Origin of the sequence: Pseudofrankia coriaricola, assembly GCF_032027725.1 — a bacterium.
Taxonomy (GTDB): Bacteria; Actinomycetota; Actinomycetes; order Frankiales; family Frankiaceae; genus Pseudofrankia.
The window spans coordinates 72,564-92,331 of record NZ_JASNFO010000005.1 but is presented as its reverse complement, the minus strand read 5'-3'; the positions used below and the strand labels follow the sequence as shown (position 1 = coordinate 92,331).

16 protein-coding genes are annotated in these 19,768 nt (G+C 70.9%); 11 read left to right on the top strand and 5 right to left on the bottom strand.

Annotation, left to right across the window (positions count from 1 at the left end):
- Positions 1–140: 140 nt before the first annotated feature.
- The 4 genes from QOZ89_RS05750 to QOZ89_RS05735 form a co-directional block, all read right to left on the bottom strand.
- Positions 141–2,150, bottom strand: coding sequence for an alpha/beta hydrolase domain-containing protein (locus QOZ89_RS05750; protein WP_312623167.1), 2,010 nt, complete (start codon positions 2,148–2,150; stop codon positions 141–143).
- A 99-nt stretch (positions 2,151–2,249) separates the two neighbouring features.
- Positions 2,250–3,215 (bottom strand): TetR/AcrR family transcriptional regulator, encoded by a 966-nt coding sequence (locus QOZ89_RS05745; RefSeq protein WP_241842198.1) that lies wholly within the window; start codon positions 3,213–3,215, stop codon positions 2,250–2,252.
- 82 nt (positions 3,216–3,297) lie between these two features.
- Positions 3,298–4,797, bottom strand: coding sequence for a class I adenylate-forming enzyme family protein (locus tag QOZ89_RS05740; protein WP_312623166.1), 1,500 nt, complete (start codon positions 4,795–4,797; stop codon positions 3,298–3,300).
- A 196-nt stretch (positions 4,798–4,993) separates the two neighbouring features.
- The gene (locus QOZ89_RS05735) at positions 4,994–6,271 is read right to left on the bottom strand and encodes an ABC transporter substrate-binding protein (RefSeq protein WP_071052415.1); all 1,278 of its coding nucleotides are present in this window, start codon (positions 6,269–6,271) and stop codon (positions 4,994–4,996) included.
- A gap of 490 nt (positions 6,272–6,761) precedes the next feature.
- Between QOZ89_RS05735 and QOZ89_RS05730 the strand changes: the two genes are divergently transcribed.
- The 11 genes from QOZ89_RS05730 (at position 6,762) to QOZ89_RS05680 (ending at position 17,926) form a co-directional block, all read left to right on the top strand.
- A complete protein-coding gene (locus QOZ89_RS05730; protein ID WP_071052471.1) occupies positions 6,762–7,985 on the top strand; it encodes a CaiB/BaiF CoA transferase family protein in 1,224 nt (407 codons plus the stop codon).
- Positions 7,982–8,500 carry a Zn-ribbon domain-containing OB-fold protein gene (locus QOZ89_RS05725; protein WP_491723641.1) on the top strand — a complete coding sequence of 173 codons (519 nt, stop codon included), beginning with the start codon at positions 7,982–7,984 and terminating at the stop codon, positions 8,498–8,500. Before QOZ89_RS05730 ends, QOZ89_RS05725 begins: the two co-directional genes overlap by 4 nt.
- A complete protein-coding gene (locus QOZ89_RS05720) occupies positions 8,497–9,831 on the top strand; it encodes a thiolase family protein (protein WP_312623165.1) in 1,335 nt (444 codons plus the stop codon). The genes QOZ89_RS05725 and QOZ89_RS05720 overlap by 4 nt, the downstream gene beginning before the upstream one ends.
- Positions 9,832–10,008: 177 nt before the next feature.
- A complete protein-coding gene (locus QOZ89_RS05715; protein ID WP_071052416.1) occupies positions 10,009–11,478 on the top strand; it encodes an aldehyde dehydrogenase family protein in 1,470 nt (489 codons plus the stop codon).
- 123 nt (positions 11,479–11,601) lie between these two features.
- A complete protein-coding gene (locus QOZ89_RS05710; protein WP_071052417.1) occupies positions 11,602–12,810 on the top strand; it encodes an amidohydrolase family protein in 1,209 nt (402 codons plus the stop codon).
- 3 nt (positions 12,811–12,813) lie between these two features.
- Complete coding sequence (locus tag QOZ89_RS05705; protein ID WP_071052418.1) at positions 12,814–13,044, top strand: ferredoxin; 231 nt, start codon at positions 12,814–12,816, stop codon at positions 13,042–13,044.
- Between the two features lie 4 nt (positions 13,045–13,048).
- Positions 13,049–13,837, top strand: a complete 789-nt coding sequence (locus QOZ89_RS05700; RefSeq protein WP_071052419.1) for an SDR family NAD(P)-dependent oxidoreductase — start codon at positions 13,049–13,051, stop codon at positions 13,835–13,837.
- 35 nt (positions 13,838–13,872) lie between these two features.
- The gene (locus QOZ89_RS05695) at positions 13,873–15,120 is read left to right on the top strand and encodes a cytochrome P450 (RefSeq protein ID WP_071052420.1); all 1,248 of its coding nucleotides are present in this window, start codon (positions 13,873–13,875) and stop codon (positions 15,118–15,120) included.
- A gap of 73 nt (positions 15,121–15,193) precedes the next feature.
- Positions 15,194–15,628 (top strand): nitroreductase family deazaflavin-dependent oxidoreductase, encoded by a 435-nt coding sequence (locus QOZ89_RS05690; RefSeq protein ID WP_071052421.1) that lies wholly within the window; start codon positions 15,194–15,196, stop codon positions 15,626–15,628.
- A gap of 340 nt (positions 15,629–15,968) precedes the next feature.
- Positions 15,969–17,033 carry a phosphotransferase gene (locus tag QOZ89_RS05685; protein WP_071052422.1) on the top strand — a complete coding sequence of 355 codons (1,065 nt, stop codon included), beginning with the start codon at positions 15,969–15,971 and terminating at the stop codon, positions 17,031–17,033.
- Between the two features lie 5 nt (positions 17,034–17,038).
- On the top strand, positions 17,039–17,926 hold the full coding sequence (locus QOZ89_RS05680) for an SDR family NAD(P)-dependent oxidoreductase (RefSeq protein ID WP_071052423.1): 888 nt from the start codon (positions 17,039–17,041) through the stop codon (positions 17,924–17,926).
- 486 nt (positions 17,927–18,412) lie between these two features.
- Here the strand turns inward: QOZ89_RS05680 and QOZ89_RS05675 are convergent, their stop codons facing one another.
- Positions 18,413–19,480 (bottom strand): type IV toxin-antitoxin system AbiEi family antitoxin, encoded by a 1,068-nt coding sequence (locus tag QOZ89_RS05675; RefSeq protein WP_241842200.1) that lies wholly within the window; start codon positions 19,478–19,480, stop codon positions 18,413–18,415.
- Positions 19,481–19,768: the final 288 nt, after the last annotated feature.

Sequence of the window (19,768 nt, the reverse complement as noted above, 5' to 3'; positions counted from 1 at the left end):
TCCCAGGGCCGGGCCCGCTCCCCGGCTCCTCACTTCCCCCGCACTGAACTTCCCCCGCACTGAGCTCCCGGCACCGGGCCAGCCAGCCCAGGTCGCATCGGCGGGCCGGCCTCCCTCGCGCGGCGCGGGCCAGGCCGGCGTCAGCCCGCTGGTGTGGCGCCCGGTTGGCCGCCGGGCGACCGTCCGGGAACAGCCGCGCGGTCATAGACGGTGAGCGCCTCGCGAACGGTGGACTCGACGTCCTCGGCAATCAGGAAACGGGACTCGACGAGACCCGCGGCGGCGGCACGGACCGCCGACTCGTAGGCGTCGCGGGCTGGGAATCCGGGGTCGGTGAGCAGCGGCAACATGCTGCCGAGGAACTCGTACAGCGGGTTCGGCAGCCCGGCGACGGGGCGACGCGGGTTCCAACCGGTGTACGCCGCGACCGGGACGGCGACGACGGGCAGCGCGACGCCGGCGGTCTCGTTGCCATCGGCGTCGACCGCGGCGACGACAGCTGGTTTCGCCGCACCGAACACCGGCGGCCAGCGGCCGGTGCCGGTTTCCGCGCCGGGTCCGAGATCCATGTCCCGGGTGACGTTCAGCGCGTCGAGATCCGGGAGCCACGCGCCGCCGGTGGCGTCGGTGGCGTCGGTGGCGTCGGTGGCGATGGCGACGGCGGCCGTGGTGGTGGCGGCGTCGATCGTGGTGGCGAACTGTTTCAGGACGGCCTCGCGCGTCGACGCCGTTCCGTCCTTCCAGCGGGGAACCTTGCTCGGTGGCGGGTCGTCGCCCATGCAGACCCATTCCACCAGCGCGACGAACAGGGCGCGCAGGATCGGGCCGACGTCATGCGCGTGGGTCGGGTTCGCCCCCGGCATGAACTCTTTGAGGGTTAGTGCGCCGAAATGGTCGGTGCCGCGCAGCAGGTAGACGCGCGCGTCCGGGTCGTCAGGCAGGTCCTCGCCGGTCTCCGGATGGATGTGTACCAGCGCGCCGTCGCCGCGCCAGTACTCCCAGGAGCTGTTGGTCAGGAACAGCTTCGGCACCGCGCTGGGGACCTCCGCCTCGTGGTCCCCCGCCTCATTATTCGCCGCCCCGCTGTTCGCCGCCCCGCTGCTCACTGCCCCGCTGCTCGCCGCAGCCGCGCGGGGCGGGGCGAGGAGGCCGGCCGTGTCGTACGGAGGCAGGTTTGTGAGGCCGAGCGGGTGGGTGAGCGAGGGCTGGGCGTATCGGTGGTTGAACTCACCGCGCCGGGCACCCGCGATATGGGCGAAAACGCCGTCGAAGACGACGGCGCCTGCCTCGTCGACGTTGCGGCCTTCATACAGGAACTGTCGCAGGAACCGGCCCGACTGGGAGACGCCGAAGGCGAACGCATGCGTCAGGCCTCCAGTCCGGCGCAGCCATGAGGCCGCGTCCCGAACCGCGAGCAGCCCGGTTCCCACCACCGGGCACAGCGACGTCCGGTAGGTCAGCGTGTACCAGTGGAACGCACGGAACCCGCCGTCGAGCGCCACCGTCGTCGCGTCGACGAACCGCCACCGGTCGCGAGGAACCGGCCGGGGAGCCCCGTCGGGGGTCAGCCGCTCGGTGAGGAACGCGTCCGGGTCGTCGACGCCGACGGTCGGGAAGTCGGTGAAGGCGAAGAACGGCGACGAGTCGGAAAGCGGATGGTCCGGCTGGTCCGTGTCCGGACGGAACTCGATCCGTAGCCATCCTGGCCCGACGTCGACGGTCGGCGCGGTGAGACCAACGCTCGCTTCGCCGCGCGCCACGTCCCACTGCCAGCCGCACCAGGCGACCGTCCAGCCGCGGGCGAGCAGAAAGCCGTCGCCCGCGTCGAGCGTGTCCAGGTCGGCGAGCTGTATCGGCGCGCCCGCGGAGAACGGGATGCCGCCGAGCAGCCCCCGGTTCGGGACGACGAAGACCAGCCAGCCGTTGCCGCCGGCGCGCGGGCGCAGCACCCGAAGGTCGGCCTCGAAACGCGCCAGGCCGTCCGCGCCGGCGACGCGCTCGAGATCGACGATCCCCCGGTTGGCCGCGGCGCCCGGGTCGACGGCGAACCCAGCCACCGCGGAGACTGCCTCGTAGGCGCCGGCTGTCCCCCATTCTCGCCCGTCCGCGAATGCCGACACGCTCTCGTCCCGCAGGCCGACCAACGCCACGCCCCGGATCGTCACACATCGGCGGACCAGCCGCCACGCATCCGATCACCCCGCGCCACGCGCCGCGGAAACGCGAGAGCCGCTTCAGACAAAGCCCGACTAGACGCGCTCTCCGTTGGTGGACGCGCGGGTCGCCGTCGCCGCTGGACGCGCGGCGGGTGCGGGGCCGCCGAGACCGGTGAGGCAGAAGGACCAGAGGTGTTCGGTGACGGCCGTGGTCGCCTCGCCCGGCGGGGCGAAGGCGTAGTGGTGGTAGACGGTCATGACCAGCTTCGTGATGAGGGCGGCGTCCCGGTCCGGGTCGGTCGGGTGCAGCAGGCCGGCGGCCTGGGCCTCGTGCAGCTCGCGGGCGATTAAATCGGTGATCGGCTGGATAGCGTGTGCCATGTCCTCCGGGAAACGCTGGTGCAGCCGCCAGTGCTGGGCGGTGATGAAACGCGGCCCGGTGCCGGCACGTGCTGTGCCATCCACCGCGTCGGCGTCGCCCGGTCCGCCGCGCCGCCCGGCGCCGACGGAGGCCTCGCCGACCGCGCCACCACCGGCCGAGCCGACGCCACCAATGCCAACGCCGGGAACGTCGCCCACAGGGACGCCGCCAATACCTGGCACGCCGTCAGTGCCAGGAGGGACGCCGTCAGTGCCAGGAGGGACGCCGTCAGTGCCAGGGGCGTTTTCGCCGGCGGCGCCGTCGGCCACAGCGGCGAGGCCGCCGTCACCCGCGCCGTCGGCCACGGTCAGGCCTGAGAGGATCTCGGTGATGTAGAAGCGCAGGCGGGTCACCGGGTCGGGGAGGTGGCTCGCGGCGGCGGCATAGAGCTCCGCGTTTTCGGCGATCATGTCTTCGATGACGGCGACCAGCAGCTGGTCCTTGCCGGGAAAATGCCGATAGAACGTCTGCAGTGCGACGCCGGCCTCGCGGGCCAGTTCCTGGGTGGTGAACTGGTCGCCCTTCTCGTCGACCAGCCGCCGGGCCGCCTGGACGATCACTTTTGCCTGTTGGATGGTGCGCAGGCGTGAGCGGCGGACCGACGGCGATCGGTCGGCGGCGCGTTCTGCCCAGGACACAGGCTCGACGCTACCTTTCGTCGGGGCGGACGCGGCGCGCAGTCCGGGCGGGTCGCCCGGACTGTGGCCGCGATTACCCGGATCAGCCGCCACGAGCGGCGACGAGGGCGCCGCGGTTGACCTTTGTCGCCTCGCTGCGCGGAATCGCCGCGACGAACTCGACGGTCTTGGGCGCCTTGTAGTGGGCGAGCCGGTTCTTGGCGTAGGCAATGACGTCATCCGCGGACGGAGGGTTCGCGGGGTCGGCCGGTTCGACGACGGCGTGCACCCGGCGGCCCCATTCGGGGTCGCGCAGGCCCACGACGACCACGTCGGCGATGGCGGGGTGGTCGATGAGCGCGGACTCGACCTCGGCGGGGAACACGTTGGCCCCGCCGGTGACGATCAGGTCGACCCTGCGGTCGACGAGGTACAGGTAGCCGTCGGCGTCCAGGTAGCCCATGTCGCCGGCGGTGTGGAAGCCTTCGTCGGTGCCGCGCAGCCGCGGGGCGTCGCCCAGGTACCGGTATCCGCCATAGGACGGGGAACGCAGGTAGATCTCGCCGATCTCGCCGAGTGGTGACTCGGCGCCGTCGGCGTCCAGGATGCGCAGCTCGGTGCCGCCGATGCCGCGGCCGACGCTGCCCTGGTGGGTGAGCCACTCGTCGCCACGGATCGCCGTGAGACCGAGCCCTTCGGTCATGCCGTAGGCCATGACGATGCGTTCGGGGCCGACGAGCCCGGCCCACCGGTGGACGAGCGACCGTGGCATGGGAGCCGCGCCCTGAATGAACCAGTCGATGCTCGACAGGTCGCGGCCGTCGATGCCGGGAAGGTCGGCGATCCGCTGCAGCATTGTCGGGGTCGCGGTGAACGTGGTGACCCGGTGCCGTTCGATGACGTCGACGACCCGGGCGGCGTCGAACTTCTCCATCACCACCAGCCGGTCGCCCATCAGCAGGCTGAACAGCGTGGAGAAACCGTTCGTGTGGTACATCGGCGCGAGCACGAGGATGGTCTGCGGCTCGCGCACCGGGCGCCAGTTCTCGAGCAGCCTCCCGGCATAACGCGGGTCGTGGATGCTTCGCCGCTCGGAAAGGATGATCTTCGGGGTCCCGGTCGAGCCGCTGCTGCAGATGCCGTTGACGTGCGGAGAGACGACGTCGGGCAGGTCCGGGACCGTGAGCCGCTCGGTTTCGTCAATCCAGGCGAGGTCCTGCGGGCCCAGGTAGATCCGCGGGTCGATCACCTGGCGCAGTCGTTCGAGCTCCCAGTCGGGCACATCCCAGCGGACCGGCACCGGCACGGCGCCGAGCTTCCAGGTCGCGAGCACGGAGAGCACGAACTGCGGCGAGTTGCGCAGCCCGATCCCGAGCCGGTCGCCGGCTCGCAGACCGCGGTCCGCGAGAGCGGCGGCGAGCTGGCTGGCACGTCGGTCCAGCATCGGCCAGGTGTATGCCGGCTCGGAGCCGTCCAGCCCGATGTGGCGGAACACCACGTCGGTCGGGTTCTCCTCGACGAGCTGCCGAATCCGGCGGGAGATGCTGACCTCACCCTCGCCGGCCTCGACTTTGCTGGTTTCGGTGTCCAAGGCGGCTTCCACGGCCCGTCCCTTCCACGTCCCGTCCAAAGTTTCACGTTCGGAGTCGTTGTCCTGTGGGGCTGCCTACCGCGGGCCGGGCTGTTCCGCGGAACGTGGCGGATTCGCCGGCACCTGGTGGAAACGTCGCCGATCGGCAGGCGCGAACCGCGCAGGCCCGGGGCCGGGATGGTTCCCGGCCCCGGGGTCGCGAGCCGGCTCAGCCGGCAGCGGAGGTGCCGACCAACTCGTAGCTGCTCGGATTCCCCTTGGCATCGAGGGTTGCGGCCAGCGAGCCGCGGGTGCACACGGCGCTCGACAGCGGGGTGGCCTTGCCGTCGCACTTGAACTTCAGCCCGCCGGCGCCGGGCAGCTCCGCCTCCGGCATCGCCCGGACCGCGCTGAGGATGCTCGCGGGCGTGACGTCGCCGCTGATCTTGGAGGTCGCGATCTGGAAGCCGGCGAGCGCGCTGAACATGCTCATCCCGCCGATCTGGCTGGTGTCCACACCCTTGGCGTACGCGCTGACCACGGCCTTGTAGAGCTGGGTGGAGGGGTTGTCGGTCCCGATCGGCGCCGACGCCGTGATCTCAATGCCCTTGAGCAGGTCACCCGGCACCGCCTTGCGGGTGGCGTCGGTGATGCACTGGGCGATGCTGGTGATCTGGCCGGTGTACCCGACCGCGCGCAGGCCGTTGAAGGCGCTGATGCAGAACGAGTCGTTGCCGAGCACGAACACCATGCCGGGGTCGCCCGCGACGACGGGTCCGAGCTGCGGCGTCATGTCGGCGGTGCCCGGTGGGATCCGGATGAGCTCGTGCTCCAGGCCCGCGTCCTTGTACTTGCCGGGCGCCACCGTCGTCTCCAGGCCGAGCGCGGCCGGAACGTCGATGACGATCGACGTCACCTTCTTGTAGCCCTTGTCCTTGGCCACCTGGATCGGCACGGCGATAGGCCCGGCCGACGGGTCGGACAGGATGAAGGTCGAGTCCTTGTCCGCGAGCAGCGCCCGCTCACTGGTGGCGTAGAGCATCACCGGGATGCCGGCGTCGTGCAGCGGCTTCCAGGCGTCCTGCATGACGGCGGACTCACCGAACACGGCCGCGACGACCCCGGCCTCGATCAACTTGTTCCCGCAGTCGGTCGCCTTGCCGGGGTCGCCCAGAGCGTCACACTTGACCAGCTCGATCGGCCGGCCGGCGATGCCGGCGCGGTGCTCGTTGAGCCACTTCGCGGTACCGTCGGCGACGGTGTTCTGGGCCGACATGTCCGAGACCTGCGACTTGCCCTCGGTAACGATCCCGATCTTGACGGGCGCACCCTTTGCCGGCGCGGACGGGCCGAGCAACGACGTCGCCGCGCTTGTCGAGGCGGCCGGAGTGCCGCCACCACCGCCGTCGTCACTCCCGCAGGCCGCGAGGCCAACGGTCGCGGCGAGTGCTAAGACCAGCCCGGATAACCCGGCAGACCGGGATAAGCCGGATAACCGGCCGGTCATCCGCCGTGAACGTCGGCGATTCGGCCTGCCCAGCAGGCCCCTCGTGTGTGCCACTTGCCCTCACCTCGTGGTCGAAGCCCCGCCCAGCGGCGACGGCTTGGGAATGATCAGTCGGGACGACGAGCAGGCGGGCAACCACGCCCAGGGCACGCCGCAGCCGTCAATCGAAGCGTTCAGCGGCGCGCCTCGGGATCGGGGACCCGCCGCAGGTGTGTGAGCAGCCGGACATGGCCGCCGAACGAGACCTCGGCGCCGGCTCGAGCCGTCCGCGCACCGGGAGTGCACGCATGCTCGCAACATTCAACGGGGACGTCAAGCTCTACCTAGAAGTGAATTGAGGGCTTCTCAGCAACGAGAGTCCCGTTCTACAGTGCGAGGCGTCGTGACATCCTGCGGCACGGCCGAGGGGTGCGGCACGACGCGAGGGGAGGTCCGTCGAGTGGACGACGCCGAGTTAGACACGTCAGGCCAAGCAGGCCCGGTAGACCCGCTGGACCCACCCGAGGCTCCAGGCGCATTGGACGGCGTCCGCGTCGTGGAGCTGGCGCAATGGGTGTTCGTCCCGGTCGCCGGCGCGCTGCTGGCCGACTGGGGCGCGGATGTCATCCGGATCGAACGCCTCGAAGGCGACCCATACCGGGGCCTGGCCACCCAGGGCATTGGAACCGACAGCGGCGGGGTCAACCTGTCCGTCGCCCTGGCCAACCGAGGCAAACGCTCGATCGCGCTCGACCTGCGCCGTGAGCAGGGACGAGCCCTGCTGGACGAGCTACTCGCGACCGCGGATGTGTTCCTGACGAACTTCCGGCCCGGGGCGCTCTCCCGTCTTGGCCTGGACGCCGACACCCTGCGCCAGCGCTTCCCGCGGCTGGTCTACGCCCGGGGCCACGGCTTCGGCGCCCGCGGGCCGGACGCCGACCGGCCGGGCTACGACTCGTCGGCGTTCTTCGCGCGTGGCGGCCTCGCGCACGTGCTGACCCCGCCGGAGCGGGACTACCCCATCAGCCAGCGCGGCGCGATGGGCGACCGCAACGGCGCGATGGCGCTGGCGTTCGGCGTGACGGCGGCCCTGCTGCGCAGGGAACGGACGGGCTCCGGCTCGGTCGTCGACGTCTCGCTGCTCGCGACGGCGATGTGGACGCTGTCGTCTGACGTGCTCTCGGCGCTGTCCGGCACTCAGCCGCGAGCCATGCCCGGCCGCACCGGCGGCCCGAACCCGCTGGTCGGCACCTACCGGACGAAGGACGGGCGCCACATCCAGCTGGTGTTCCTCGAGGCTGACCGCTACTGGGCGGACTTCTGCCAGCTGCTCGGACGCGACGACCTGGCCGCCGACCCGCGGTTCGCGGACCTGCGGACGCGCGGCGCGAACCGGGATGCCTGCGTCGCCGAGCTGGACGCCGAGTTCGCCAGCCGCACCTTCGAGGAGTGGAAGGATCTGCTGTCCGGGATCGACGCGCCCTGGGCGCCGGTCCAGGCGGTGGAGGAGCTGCTCACCGATCCGCAGGTGCTGGCGAACGACTACCTGGGCGAGGTCCACGTCGAGGACGGGTCGACCTACCGGCTGCCGACCGTTCCGGTGCAGTTCGACGAGCGCCCGCCGCCGCTGCGGCGTGCCCCTGAGCATGGCGAGCACACCGAGGAAATCCTGCTGGAGCTCGGCCGTACCTGGGAGCAGATCGGCGAGCTGAACGAAGCGAAGGTCATCCCGTGACCGCCCCGGCACCCGCGACCACGCCGGCTGACACTTCCACGCCGGCCAACACCTCCACGGCGCCGACCGACGCGTCCACGGCGTCACCCGCCGCCACGCCCACTCGTCGGCCGCTGCCAGTGCCGGACGAGCAGTCCGCGCCGTTCTGGGCCGCGGTCGCCCGCCACGAGCTGATGATCGCTCGCTGTGCCCGCTGCGGCGCCTTCACCCACCCACCCGACATCATCTGCCCGCACTGCGGCAGCACCGACCCGGGCTTCACCTTTCAGCCGGTCGGCGGCCGCGGGACCGTCAGGTCGTGGACAGTGGTCCGCCAGTCATTCCTCCCGGGCTTCGACGTGCCCTTCGTCCTCGTCGACGTCGAGCTCGCCGAACAGTCCGAGCTGCGCCTGATCGGCCGGCTCCTCGACGGGCCCGACGCGCCGCTCCGCGTCGGCACCCCGGTCACCGTCGCGTTCGAGGACGTGGCGCCAGAGGTCGCCATTCCCGCCTTCGAGCTGGCGGGTGAGGCATGAGCGAGAACGACGCGGCGCGCGACGACCAGGCGCGGGGCGACCGGGCGCGGGGCGACCAGCAGCACAGCGGCGGCAGCGCCAGTGGGGCGACCAGCGACCGGCAGCGGCGCAGCTGGGCTCGAAGCGGCCAGCAACGACGCGGCCGGCCGAGCAACGAGGTGGCCGTCGTCGGCTACGCCCACAGCCTCGTCCGCCGGCACGCGCCCGAACCGTTGGGTGTCCTCGCCGTCGACACGGCCCGCCGGGCGATCGCCGACGCGGGCCTCGAGGTCGCCGACGTCGACGGGTTCGTCAGCGCTTCCATGTTCCCGACGGCCGGGGCGCACGCGGTCGAGGACGGGACGAGCATCGTGTCGTCGCAGTGGATGGCCGCGCATCTCGGCGCCGACGCGCGTTACACCGCCGGCTTCGACGGCGTGGGTGCGCTGACCGGGTCGCTGGCGCTCGGGGTGAACGCGGTCGCGAGCGGCACTGCCGACTATGTACTGCTGCACCGGGCCCTGCACAACCCGGTGGGCAGCTATCACGCCAACCCGATGAAGGCGGCGGTCGGCTGGCAGCAGTGGACCGTTCCGCAGGGCTTCTTCGGCCCGCTGCAGATGATCGCCCTTCCGTACAACGAGTACCTGGCGCGCTATGGCGCGAGCCGGGAGGCGATGGCGGCGGTGCTGGTGGAGGCACGCAAGAACGGCGCACGCATCCCCTGGTCGTACTGGCACGGCAAGCCGCTCACCGCCGAGGAGTACCTGGCCGCGCAGACGCTGGTGGACCCGATCTGCCGGTACGACTGCGACATCCCGGTCGACGGTGTCGCCACGTTCGTCCTGACCTCCGCCGAGCGGGCCGCGGACCTGCCGAACAAGCCGGTTTACATCGCCGGCTACGCGTCCGGCCTGCCGCCGCGGCGCCGGCTGGCGCAGCACTGGCCGCTCGACGACATCATGGACGCCGGCTTCGGCCTGGCCAGCCGGCTGTGGGAGCGCTCCGGGGTCGGGCCGGCCGAGATCGACCTTCCGCAGGTGTACGACGGGTTCTCGCCGTTCGTGTACTTCTGGCTGGAGGTTCTCGGCCTATGCCCGGTCGGCGAGGCGCACCGCTTCGTCCAGGCCGGTGGCATCGACGCCGACCGCCCAGACGGGCTGCCGGCGCTGTCCGGCGGCGGCGCGCTCGGGAACGGCCGCATGCACGGCGTCCCCCAGATGCTCGAGTGCTATCTGCAGCTGTCCGGTCGCGCGGGCGAACGCCAGCGCGACAAGGCAACCATCGGCGTCGCCTGCCACTCGTCGCCGCACTACGGCGGCGCCGTCGTCTACAGCGCCGTCCCGTTCTGACCCGTTCTGACCCGTTCTAACGCGCGGTCCGCGCCGAGAGCGCGGATCGCTCCGACATCGACAACGAGAACGACAACGCAGCCCCGTTCCGAACCCAGCGCCAGGACCCGGCGCGCGCGGTCCGCGGGGGGCGCGAACCCAGGTACGCGAATCCAGTAGTCCAGTTGGGAGGCCGGGGTGCCGGCAATCATCGAGGAACGGCGTTCGTACGTCGCCGGGCGATGGGTGGATGGCGACGGTTCGTTCGCCGTGGAGAACCCGGCCGACGAGTCGACGGTCGCCGAGATCGGCGTGACACCGCTCGCCGAGATCGAGCGGGCCATCACCGAGGCACGGCGCAGCTTCGACGAGGGAGTGTGGGCCGACAAGCCCGCGGCCGAACGCGCGAAGGTGCTCCTGGCGTTCCTCGACCACATCGAGGCCTCGCACGACGCGCTCGTCGCCACGATGATCGCCGAAGCCGGCCAGCCGGTCGCGTACGCGGAACGGGCGCAGTTCGCCTCCGGCCTGGCACTCGGGCGCGCGACGATCGACCTCTACCAGTCGATGCGGCACGAGGAAGCAAGCCCCGTCCCCGTCAACGAGCTGGTGCTCGGCCGGGTGGCGCTCAGTGTCCGGCGGCACGAGCCGATCGGCGTGGTCGCGGCGATCACGCCGTACAACGGCGCGATCATCATGGCATTCCAGAAGGTCATCCCGGCGTTGATGGCAGGCAACTCGGTCGTCCTGCGGCCCAGCCCGCTGACGCCGATCTCCTCGCTGGTGTTCGGCGCCGCGGCGGAGGCGGTCGGCCTGCCGCCGGGAGTCCTGTCCGTCGTCGTGGAGGAGGGCGCCGCCGGCGCCGAGCTGCTGACGACGCATCCGGCCGTCGACATGGTGTCGTTCACCGGTTCGACCGCCGTCGGGAAGCGGATCCTCGCCCAGGCGGCGCCGACGGTGAAAAGGGTCTCGCTGGAGCTCGGCGGGAAGTCCGCGCAGATCTACCTGCCCGACGCCGTCGACCGTGTGGCGACCGGGGCGATCATGGTCGTGGCCACCACCGCCGGCCAGGCCTGCGTCGCCGCCACCCGGATGCTCGTGCCCGCGGACCGCAAGGAAGAGGTGGTCGAGGCGGTCAGCCGCGCCTACGGGTCGTTGAAGGTCGGTCCGCCGTCGGACCCGGGCATGATGATGGGCCCGGTCATCAACGACGCGGCGCGGGCGCGCTGCGAGCGGTACGTGGCGCTGGCCGAGCAGCACGGCGGCAAGGTCACCACAGGTGGTGGCCGGCCCGCCGGCCTCGATCGCGGCTACTACTTCGAGCCCACCGTCCTCGACGTGCCCGACAACGCCAACCCGGCGGCCCAGGAGGAGATCTTCGGCCCGGTGCTGTCGGTGATCGGCTACCGCGACCTCGACGACGCCGTGCGGATCGCGAACGACAGCGTCTACGGCCTGTCCGGCCAGGTGTACGGCAAGGACGTCGCCACGGCCACCGCCGTCGCCCGCCGGCTGCGCACCGGCGCGGTCAACGTCAACACCTCTGTGTTCAGCGCCTACGCCCCCAGCGGCGGCTACAAGCAGAGCGGTCTCGACCGCGAGCGCGGCCCCGACGGCATCCGCGCCTTCCAGGAGGTCAAGCACCTGTCCATCGGCGAGCTGCGCTGACCCGATCCCGGATCCCGTCCCAGTCCCAGTCCCGGAACCGGTTCCGGACCCGGCTCGCACCCGCCTCCCGTCCCAGCATGTCTTGGCACGCCCCAGCACAAGCCTCAGCACAAGGAGTACCCCATGTCATCTGACGACCCCAGGCTGAACTGGCTGATCTCGGTTGACGACCACATCCTCGAGCCGCCGCACGTGTGGATCGACCGGGTCGCGAGCAAGGACCGCGACCGCGCCCCCCACATGGTCAACGAAGGCGGCATGGACTACTGGGTGTACGACGGCAAGCGCTACCCCAGCTCCGGCCTGTCCGCCGTCGCCGGCAAGACGAAAGAGGAGTTCAGCCCCGAGCCGCTGCCCTACAGCGAGATGCGGCCCGGCTGCTACGACCCGGTGGAGCGGGTCAAGGACATGGACCGCGCCGGCATCCTCGCCTCACTGTGCTTCCCGACGATCACCCGGTTCTGCGGGCAGCTGTTCATGGAGGCGAGTGACCGCGAGTTCGGCCTCGTCTGCCTGAAGGCCTACAACGACTGGATGATCGAGGAGTGGTGCGCCGCCGCCCCCGGCCGCTACATCCCGCTCGCGCTCATACCCCTGTGGGACCCGAAGCTCGCCGCGGCGGAGCTGGAGCGCTGCGCCGCGAAGGGCGCCACGACGTTCGCCTTCTCCGAGAACCCCGAGCCGCTCGGCCTGCCCACCATTCACGATCCGGACCGCTACTGGGACCCGGTCATGGCCGCCGCCAACGAGCTGGAGATGGTCGCCTCCATGCACGTCGGCTCCTCGTCGCAGGTGCCGAAGATCGCCTCCAACACGCCGTTCCTGGCCAACCTCACCTGGGGCGCGATGCGCACCTCGGGCGCCATGCTCTCCTGGCTGTTCTCCGGCATGTTCCAGCGCTACCCCAAGCTGAAGATCGCCCTGTCCGAGGGCGAGATCGGCTGGATGCCGTACTACCTGGAGCGCGCCGAGCAGGTCCTCGACAAGCAGCGCTACTGGGTCCAGCGGGGCGCGAAGTTCATGGACCACGGCGGCTCCACCGGCGTCGACCTCGACACCCTCGACGTCCGCGCCACGTTCCGCGACCACATCTACGGTTGCTTCATCGAGGACCACCACGGCATCGCCAGCCTCGCCGAGATCGGCGAGGACAACATCATGTGCGAGACCGACTACCCGCACTCGGACTCGACCTGGCCGAACTGCATCCAGACGGTGAAGAGCGTCATCGGCCACCTGCCCGCCGAGACCCAGTACAAGCTGCTGCGCGGCAACGCCGAGCGCCTCTACCGGTTCACCCCGGCCGAGCCGCCCGTCCTCGCCGGAGCCTGAGCCATGGCCGCGTCCGCCCCCGTTGGCTGGTCGGTCGCCGTCGACCGGGAGCAGTGCATCGGCAGCGGGATCTGCGTCGTCTACGCCCCGGATTTCTTCACCCACGACGACGAGGCCAAGGCGATGGTCGTCGGCGAGGCGGACGGCGCCGACCAGGCGGCGGTCCGCACCGCGGTGGAAGCCTGCCCGACCAGCGCGCTCGCGCTGCTGGCCGGCGACAAGAAGGAAGCGTGACCTGATGGGAAACCTGCTGGACGGGAAGAGTGCCATTGTCACCGGCGCCGGCTCCGGCGTCGGCCGGGCCTCCGCCTTACGGTTCGCCGAGGAGGGCGCCCGGGTCGTCTGCGCCGACATCCGGCTGGAACCGGTCAAGGAGACGGTGAGCCAGATCGAGGCGGCCGGCGGGACGGCGATCGCCGTCGGCTGCGACGTGTCGAACGAGGACGACGTCGCCGCGATGATCTCCGCCGCCGCCGAGGCGTTCGGCCGGCTCGACATCCTGTTCAACAACGTCGGCATCCCGACGCCGCGGCTCGGCAGCAAGCTCGAGGACCACACGGCCGAGGACTTCGCGCGCCTGGTCGGCGTGAACTTCGCCGGCGTGTTCTTCGGCACCAAGCACGCGATCCTTCGGTTCAAGGAGCAGGGCGGTGGCGGGGTCATCCTCAACACCGGGTCGGTCGCCGGCCTGGTCAGCTGGGGCGGCTCCGTGTACGGCGCCACCAAGGGCGCGGTGCATCAGCTCACCAAGGCCGCCGCGATAGAAGGCGCGCCGTTCGGCATCCGGGCCAACGCGATCTGCCCGGCCGGGATGCCGTTCACCGGGTTCATGGCGGCCGGCGGCATGGCGGCGACCGACGAGGAGACGCTGCGCCGCGTCGCCGAGACGACCGGGGCCAACCACCCGCTCGGCCGGCCCATCACCGCCGAGGACTGCGCCGAGGCAGCCATCTACCTGGTCAGCGACCGGGCCGCGAACGTCACCGGCGTCCTGCTGCCGGTCGACGGCGGCTACGTCGCGCGCTAGCCGCGACGCCCCAACCGAAAACGGCGGACATTTCCATGACCGAGATCGCCACCCTCGACCGAGCACGCATCCAGGAACTCTTCGACCTGCGCGGCTCGTACAACGCCCGTTCCGGCGGCGGATTCGAACAGGACCCCTACCCGGTCTGGCACCGGCTGCGGGAGACCGGGCCGGTGCACGCCGGCACCGTCCACGAGCTCACCGGCGTCAATGAGCCACTGATGTTCCAGGGCCTGCCCTTCGACGACCGGCCGCACTTCTCCGTGTTCGGCTACGCCGCCTGCGACGCCGTCTACCGGGACGCCGAGACGTTCGCCGCCTCCCCCGAGCCGGTGAACATCCAGACCGGCCCGGCCAGCGCGACAAACAGCATGCTGTCGATGGACGGCGGCGAGCACCGCCGCTACCGGGCGCTCGTTCAGCCGTCGTTCGTCCCGAAGCGGGCCGAGTGGTGGATCCGCAACTGGATCGAGCAGACCGTCCACCTGCTCGTCGACAGCTTCGCGGGCGACGGCCGGGCCGAGCTCAACGTCGACTTCTGCGCGGCGATCCCGGTGCTGACGATCACCGGCAGCTTCGGGGTGCCGGTCGAGCGGGCGCTCGACCTGCGCGCCGCGCTCAATGACCCTCCGAGGGTCATCGAGATGCTGCGACCGATCGTCGCGGCCCGCCGCGCGTCGCCCACGGATGACCTGATCAGCGTCCTGGCCGAGGCCGAGATCACCGATGAGGAGGGCCGCCGGCACCGGCTCTCCGACGCCGAGATCTACTCGTTCTCGCTGCTGCTGCTCACCGCCGGGTCGGGCACCACCTGGAAACAGATGGGCATCACGCTCACCGCGCTGCTGCAGCGCCCGGACGTGCTGCGCACGGTCCGCGGCGACCCGTCGCTGCTGCGCCCGGCGATCGAGGAGTCGCTGCGCTGGATGCCGACCGACCCGATGTTCTCCCGGCATGTCACCCGCGACGTCGACTTCTACGGGACCAGGCTGCCGAAGGGGTCGGTGCTGCATATCTGCGTGGGCGCGGGGAACCGGGACCCGCTGCGCTGGGACCGGCCCGACGAGTTCGACCCGTCCCGGCAGCTGAGGCCGTCGCTGGCGTTCGGCGGCGGCCCGCACATCTGCCTCGGCATGCACGTCGCCCGGGCCGAGATACGCGTCGGGATCAACGCGTTGCTCGACCGGTTGCCGAACCTGCGCCTCGACCCCGGCGCCGAGCCCCCGCGCTACATCGGCATGTACGAGCGCGGCGCGACCGCCATCCCCGTCCTGTTCGACTGATGACCGGGCCCGGACCGCCAGCCCACCACCGGGGGTCCAGGCCCGCCACGCCATCCGACATCCGGAGAACTCCGTGAGCGAACCAACCTACGTCCGGCCCGAACTCACCCTGCTGGGAGAGGACCACATCCGGGCCTACCGGGAGACCGACGGCGAGGTCGGCTACCTGTGGAACGGCGTCCCGATCCTGCTGCTGACCACGACCGGCCGCCGCACGGGCCAGGCACGCACGTCGGCGCTCATCTTCGCCCGCGACGGCGACGACTACCTCGTCGTCGCCTCCACCGGCGGGGCGCCCAAGCACCCCGCCTGGTACCTGAACCTCCAGGCCGACCCGGCCGCCGAGATCCAGGTGAAGGCCGAGCACATCCCGGTCGTCGCCCGGGCAGCCTCCCCCGAGGAGAAACCACGCCTCTGGAAGATCGTGACGGCCGCCTGGCCGAACTACGACGTCTACCAGACGCGCACCGAAAGGGTCATTCCGCTGGTGGTGCTCAGCCGTTCGTGAGCACCACCGCTGTTGTGAGCGTCCCGCCGGGACCGTATGCGAGCCGTCCCGCCGGGCCGGGTGTGAGCCGTCCGGCCGTTCGTGAGTCGCCCGGCGTTCGTGAGTCGCCCGGCGTTCGTGAGTCGTCCGGCGTTCGTGAGCAAGCCCGCCGACAGCATGACCACCAGGGAGAACTCGCCGCCCACGGTGTCAGGATTGCCGCCGTTCCGTTTTCATGGCCTCGTGCCAACCACCGCGACCAAGGAGAAGAGATGCTCCCCCGAGTCCCGACGGAGACCGCGCCCGCGCCGCGCGCCGCGGTCCCAACCTCCAGCGACAGCGCCGCCGTCGGGGCCGCCTTATGAGCACGGTCGCGCCCCGGGTGCCCGACACCCTCGACGAGATGCTCTCCCCGGTCTGGCTGGCCGGGATCCTCAGCAAGCAGTACCCCGGCATCCGGGTCAACGGGGTCACCCGGGGTCCCGTCATCGCCCGGGTCGCGACGAACGCCCGCTTCGAGGTCGACTGTGATGGCCTGGGCGAGGACAAGGCGCCATTGGCCTTGTGCGTCAAGGGGTTCTTCACCGAGTCTGGCACTCTTGTACCGGGCACGGGAGAGCATGAGGCGTACTTCTACCGGGATCTGGCCGACTCCACCGGAGTACGCACGCTGAGCGCCGTCTATGCCGACGTCCACCCCGAGCACGGCGCCGGATTGGTCATCACTCGGGACATCGTCGCCGAGGGCTCGGTCTTCCTCGACGCCCTCGCCCCGTACACCCCGGACCAGGCCGCGGTGAGCCTCTCCCAGCTCGCCCGGCTGCACGCCTCGACCTGGGGCGTACCCGCGCTCGCGGACGTCGGCTGGCTCGCGCCCCGGCTGGACGGCCATCTGAAGCACCGCGGCTTCAAGGAGATCAACGGCAACTTCACCGGCCCGATCGGCGCCGGCGTGCCAGCCGAGGTCCGCGACGCCCAGCGGCTCGTCGACGCCTACCGGCGCTTCGCCGCCATGGTCGCCGCCGCGTCCCCCTGGTGCGTCGTGCACGGCGACCCGCACGTCGGGAACGTCTACCTCGACCCCGAGGGCCGGCCGTCGTTCGTCGACTGGCAGCTCGCGCAGCGCGGCCCGTGGTGGGTTGACGTCGGCTACCACATCGCGTCCGCGCTGACCGTCGAGGACCGCCGCGGCCACGAACGCGACCTGCTGCGCCACTACCTCGACGAGCTGCGCGCCGGCGGCGTCGACGCCCCGCCGCTCGACGACGCCTGGACCGGGTTCCGCCGGGGCATCATCGAGGGCTTCTACCTCTGGGGGATCACCCTCAAGGTCAAGCCGGAGATCACCAACGTGCTGCTCACCCGGATCGGGACCGCCGTCGCCGACCACGACTCCCTGACCGCCGTCCTCGTCGACGAGGGCTGACCGCGATGCCGACGGCCATAGTCACCGGCGCCAGCCGCGGCATCGGCAAGGCGATCGCCGTGCACCTCGCCAGGGCCGGCTTTGACGTCGCGATCACCGCCCGCACCGTCAAGGACGGGGAGGAGCGCGAGCATTCCTCGACCCTGCGCCGTTCCGACACCAGTCCCCTCCCCGGGTCGCTCTCGTCGACGGCCCTGCTCGTGGAGGCGGAAGGCGCGCGATCGCTCACCGTCCCCGCCGACCTGACCGATCGCGCCTCGGTGGTCGCCGCCGCCGACGCTGTGCTGGCGGCCTGGGGGCAGGTCGACGTGCTGGTGAACAACGGCCGCTACGTCGGCCCCGGTCACATGGACTACCTGGAGGAAACCCCACTGGAACTGCTGGAACTGCACCTCGAGGCCAACGTCCTGGCTCCCCTGGCGCTCATCAAGAAAGTGCTGCCCGGCATGCTCGAGCGCGGGTCCGGATGCATCGTGAACATCACGTCCGGCGCGGGCTTCCACGACCCGCCGGCAGCCGCCGGCGAGGGAGGCTGGGGCCTTGGCTATGGCCTCAGCAAGGCGGCCCTGCACCGTGTGGCCGGCGTCCTCCACCTTGAGGTGGCGGGTCGCGGGGTCCGCGCCTACAACGTCCAGCCCGGTTTTATCGCCACCGAGCGGATGGCGCAGGACATGGGCGGCTTCGGCTTCGACGCGTCCGGCGCCGCCCCGCCCGACGTGGTCGGCGCGGTGGTCGCCTGGCTGGTGGCCAACCCCGACGCCGCCGACGCGGTCATGGAGGACTCGTCGCCTCCCATGCGCTCCACCAAGGACGGCCGCAACATCGAGGCCCAGCTGGTATGCCGTGACCTCGGCCTCCTGCCCGGCTGGCCCGGTACACCTGGTAGTTCCTGAAGATGTGAAGGTGCTTCCTGGCCGGCCCTGGGGGCGGCCGAGGGGCAGCAGGAGCGCTGGACGACCGATCGGTCAGTCGGTAGTCGGTGGGTCGACGGGCCGGTGGGTGGGTACGCCTGGCACGGCCGTCCGGCAGCCGGACGACCGATCGGTCAGCCGGTGGGTCGACGGCTCAGTGGGTCGGTCGGTACGCCTGACGCGGCCGTCCGGCTTGCCGGGCGTAACGCCCGGCCCGCGGACAGGGCATTACGCCCGGCCCGCGTGTCAGACCGGCATTCTTCGGCAGGCCGGCGGCGAGAGCGACAAGGCACGTTGGGGACGGACGGAGCAGGCACAACGAGGGCCGCGCTGGGCGCGTGGCGAACGTCAGCCTGCGCGGGCGTGAGCTCCCGCCGGTCGGAGCCGACGCGCGGTCCGTTCACGCTGGCCGCGGCGACACCGTGGGCCTTCGACGGCTCGCAAGAAACGACCTCCAGGCACGTTGCTTCACGCGCAGCTTCGGCATGGGCGGAGGCTGCCGGTCCAGCCACGCAGGTGGAGCGCGGTGGCCTGTCGGCGGGCGGCCTCGCAGGGGTTGGCGAGTACCAACGAGCCTGGCAGGTGGAGGATCTCAAGATGGTCGACCTTGATGTCAAAATCGCGCAGCTGGCCCTTTAACCACGCCTCGTGATGCCCGTGGTATTTCCATCCGTCCAGCTCGACGACGAGCCGTTCACGCTCGTAGAAGCCGTCGAAGGTGTACCAGCCGCCCTGCCCCTGGAAACGGACCTGCCGAGCCGGTTCCGGCAGACCGTGCCGCCGGCACAGCAGCGCGTGTCGCATCTCCAGCAACGAGTGCGCACCATCGGCCGCGAGCAAACAGCACTCTTCCAGCAACTTGCGGTGCCGGACATGGCTGCGGTGTTCCAGTGCCTGATTCAGCCGCGTGCCCGTCGTAATACGGCTACGCACTGCCTTCGCGACCAGTTCACAGAGTGCCTCCAAGTCGTCGAGCTGCTCGGCGAGGTCGAGGACTGTGCGCTCGGGCGACGTACGCGGCGGAGCGTCCGAGCGGCAAATATCCATAGCCGTCAACGACCGGCGAGTGCGGTGGATTTGGACTCCCTCAGCCGAGGTGAGCTTCATCGGCCCGGTAACGAGCACATGGATGACCGGAGGCGGCTCGTCCAGGAGACCCCAGCTGTGCGCCGCGGTCTCCCGGCAGAGAACTGCCTCGGGCCCGGCATAGAGAACCGCGGCCCACAGCCGGGTGTCGGCCGTCAACGGCCCGTTATAGGCGGCATAGACTCTCGGGTGCACCCGCTGCCACCGTTGAGCGGCCACCTGCGCCCACACACGATAGTCAGGTATACCGTGTCGTTTCGCCTGCTCGACGGTGAACGCCGCCGCCTGTGCGCGGATGAGGGCGCCCCACCGGGCGTTCTCCCAGTCCCGAAGGTCGATCTGCATGCGCCGACCTTGCCCCAGTACCGGCTCCGGCTCCATCCGCGCTCGCAGGGCGCAACTTGACACGAAGCGTGTCAGCTCACCCAGCCAATAGGCTTGCTCATCCAACACACATCGATCGCGGTGCCGTGAAGTGTGTCAGCTCAGCCTGCCAATAGGCTTGCCCAAATGCCACGATTCCAGTTCGGAACGAGGCTCCGGCCGAACGGCACTCCAGATTGCCTGGGGCGCGCCCCAGGCAATCACACCGGCCGGCCACGATGGGCCGTCAGCGGCCGCTTCAGCCGTGTGCAGTCAATCACCGTAAGTGCTGGACGCGGCCAGCGAGCCCTCGATCGGGGAATCCTGGCGGCGCGACGGTGGGGCGCTCAGCGCCCGACAAGCGGTGCACGGTAG

What these genes read in the sequence shown, in the direction of transcription:
- QOZ89_RS05720 (WP_312623165.1), top strand. Translation starts at nt 8,497, where the DNA reads ATGAGCGAGAACGACGCGGCGCGCGACGACCAGGCGCGGGGCGACCGG.
- QOZ89_RS05710 (WP_071052417.1), top strand. Translation starts at nt 11,602, where the DNA reads ATGTCATCTGACGACCCCAGGCTGAACTGGCTGATCTCGGTTGACGAC.
- QOZ89_RS05680 (WP_071052423.1), top strand. Translation starts at nt 17,039, where the DNA reads ATGCCGACGGCCATAGTCACCGGCGCCAGCCGCGGCATCGGCAAGGCG.
- QOZ89_RS05685 (WP_071052422.1), top strand. Translation starts at nt 15,969, where the DNA reads ATGAGCACGGTCGCGCCCCGGGTGCCCGACACCCTCGACGAGATGCTC.
- QOZ89_RS05700 (WP_071052419.1), top strand. Translation starts at nt 13,049, where the DNA reads ATGGGAAACCTGCTGGACGGGAAGAGTGCCATTGTCACCGGCGCCGGC.
- QOZ89_RS05705 (WP_071052418.1), top strand. Translation starts at nt 12,814, where the DNA reads ATGGCCGCGTCCGCCCCCGTTGGCTGGTCGGTCGCCGTCGACCGGGAG.
- QOZ89_RS05695 (WP_071052420.1), top strand. Translation starts at nt 13,873, where the DNA reads ATGACCGAGATCGCCACCCTCGACCGAGCACGCATCCAGGAACTCTTC.
- QOZ89_RS05735 (WP_071052415.1), bottom strand. Translation starts at nt 6,271, where the DNA reads ATGACCGGCCGGTTATCCGGCTTATCCCGGTCTGCCGGGTTATCCGGG.